Origin of the sequence: Streptomyces hilarionis, from assembly GCF_024539675.1 — a bacterium.
Lineage (GTDB): Bacteria > Actinomycetota > Actinomycetes > Streptomycetales > Streptomycetaceae > Streptomyces > Streptomyces hilarionis.
The window spans coordinates 1-2674 of the sequence record NZ_JAHHIT010000019.1; the positions used below are offsets into that span (position 1 = coordinate 1).

Consider the following 2674-nt stretch of genomic DNA (forward strand, 5'->3'; position numbering starts at 1 on the left):
CGCCACACCGCCGCCAACGACACCATCACCGCCCACAACACCGGCTGCACCACATCCACCCGCGACCACAACGGATCACCACCGTCACGGAACACCACATCCCGCAACGACCAGTCCACGAACGGCGACAACGCCCGCTCACACGCCACCATCGACTCCCCGAACACCGGCGAGACGTCCCACAACTCCCGCCCCATCCCGACCCACTGCGACCCCTGACCCGGGAAGACGAACACCACGCCCGTGCCCGCATCTCCGGTTCCCGTGACCATGCCCGGGGCGTCGAGTCCGTCGGCGAGGGCGGTGAGCGCGGCCGGGCGGTCGTCGTCCGGCCCGCTGAACAGCACCGCCCGGTGGGCGAGTCGGGAACGGGTCGTCAGCAGGGAGTGGGCGACGTCGGCGGCGGCGAGGCCCGGGCGGGCGTCGAGATGGGCCCGCAGGCGGGCCGCCTGGTCGCGCAGGGCGGCCACGGTGTTCCCGGAGATCAGCCAGGGCGTCCGGAGGGAGTCGCCGGTGAAGGCGGGTGCGGGCGGGGCCTGGTCGTCCGCGGGGAGCTCGACGGGCTCGACCGGTTCGACGGGCTCCTCTTGGGGCGCCTGCTCCAGGATGACGTGCGCGTTGGTGCCGCTGATGCCGAACGACGAGACGCCCGCGCGGCGCGGACGCCCGGTCTCGGGCCACTCCCGCGCCTCGGTCAGCAGCTCCACCGCGCCCGCCGACCAGTCCACCTGGCTGCTCGGCCGGCCCACGTGCAGCGTTTTGGGCATGACGCCGCTGCGCAGGGCCAGCACGCTCTTGATGACGCCGGCGACCCCGGAGACGGCCTGGGTGTGTGCGATGTTCGACTTCAGCGAACCGAGCCACAGGGGCCGGCCGTCGTGCCGGTCCTGCCCGTAGGTGGCGAGGAGGGCCTGCGCCTCGATGGGGTCGCCGAGGGTGGTGCCGGTGCCGTGCGCCTCGACCAGGTCGACGTCGGCGAGGGTGAGTCCGGCGTTGGCGACGGCCTGCCGGATCACCCGCTGCTGCGAGGGGCCGTTCGGCGCGCTCAGCCCGTTCGACGCGCCGTCCTGGTTCACCGCCGACCCGCGGATCACGGCGAGGACGGGGTGACCGTTGCGGCGGGCGTCGGAGAGGCGTTCGAGCAGAACGACCGCGACGCCCTCGCCCCAGCCGATGCCGTCGGCGTCGTCGGAGAAGGCCTTGCAGCGGCCGTCCGCGGCCAGGCCGCGCTGCCGGGCGAAGGTCACGAAGGCCGACGAGGTGGCCATCACGGCCACGCCGCCGGCGAGGGCCAGCGAGCAGTCGCCCTGGCGGAGCGACTGGGCGGCCGAGTGCAGGGCGACGAGGGAGGAGGAGCACGCCGTGTCGATGGTGACCGCCGGGCCCTCCAGGCCCAGGACGTAGGAGACCCGGCCGGACATGATGCTGGCCGAGCCGCCGGTGATGGCGTAGCCCTGGTCGGTCGGCGAGTTCATCAGCTTGACCGTGTGCTCGATGGCCGTACCGCCGACGAACACCCCGGTCCGGCTGCCCCGCAGGGTGTGCGGGTCGATCCCGGCGCGCTCCAGCGCCTCCCACGACGTCTCCAGCAGCAGCCGCTGCTGGGGGTCCATGGTCAGCGCCTCACGCGGGGAGATGCCGAAGAACCCGGCGTCGAAGTCGCCCGCGCCGTCGAGGAACGCGCCCTCCCGGGTGTACGTCGTCCCCGGCCGGTCGGGGTCGCTGTCGAAGAGCGAGGAGAGGTCCCAGCCCCGGTCGTCCGGGAAGCTGCTCACCCCGTCGGCTCCGTCGACCACCATCTGCCACAGCTGCTCGGGCGAGTTGACGCCGCCGGGCAGCCTGCACGCCATTCCCACCACGGCGAGCGGTTCCCGGGTCCGGTCCTGGCTGTCCTTGAGCTGCTGACGGGTCTGCTGCAGTTCGGCCGTGACCCTGCGCAGATAGGTACGAAGTTTGTCCTCGGTCATCGTGAAACCCCACTCTGGAGCAGTTGATAGCCCGGCAGATGCCTGTTCAGGACACGCCTAGGTCGCGGTCGATGAAGTCGAAGATCTCGTCGTCCGTGGCGGCTTCGAGATCGGTGGCGCCGTCCTGCTCGGCGGTGCCGAGCTGGGTGATGAGGTCGCGAAGGTGGTCGACGATGTCCTCACGGGCCTGCACGTCCGGCGCGACGCTGCCGAGCGCCTCGCCGATCCGGGTCAGCTCCCGCCTGATGTCCAGGACGTCGGCGATGCCGGGCCGGCCGTCCTGGTCGGCGAGCTCCGTGGTCAGGAGCTGCGTGATGCGCTGTGCGTTGGGGTGGTCGAAGACGAGGGTGGCGGGCAGGCGCAGGCCGGTGGCCTTCGACAGCCGGTTGCGCAGTTCCATCGCGGTCAGCGAGTCGAAGCCCAGCTCCTTGAACGGCCTGGTCGGCGTGATCTCCGCCGTCGACCCGTGCGCCAGCACCTGCGCCGCCTCCCCGCGCACCAGCGCCAGCAGCAAGGCCTGGCGCTCGGGTTCCGTCAACCCGGCCAGTCGGGCGCGGAGTTCCGCGCCGGCCCGGCCGCCGTCCTCCGCCTCGTCCTCGACGGTGTCGGCCCGGCGCAGGATCGCGGCGACCTCGGGGACGTCTTCGATGAGGGGGCGGCGCCGGGCCATGGTGTACCCCGGCGTGAACAGCGACCAGTCCATGTCG

General features: G+C 72.5%; 2 protein-coding genes. Both read right to left on the minus strand.

What is annotated here, in order from left to right:
• Positions 1-1967, minus strand: a 1967-nt coding sequence (locus tag KMS84_RS04500; protein ID WP_256914705.1) for a type I polyketide synthase, incomplete at its 3' end; no start/stop codon positions are given.
• 46 nt (positions 1968-2013) lie between these two features.
• The coding region (locus KMS84_RS04505) for a phosphopantetheine-binding protein (RefSeq protein WP_256914706.1) at positions 2014-2674 on the minus strand (661 nt) is incomplete at its 5' end.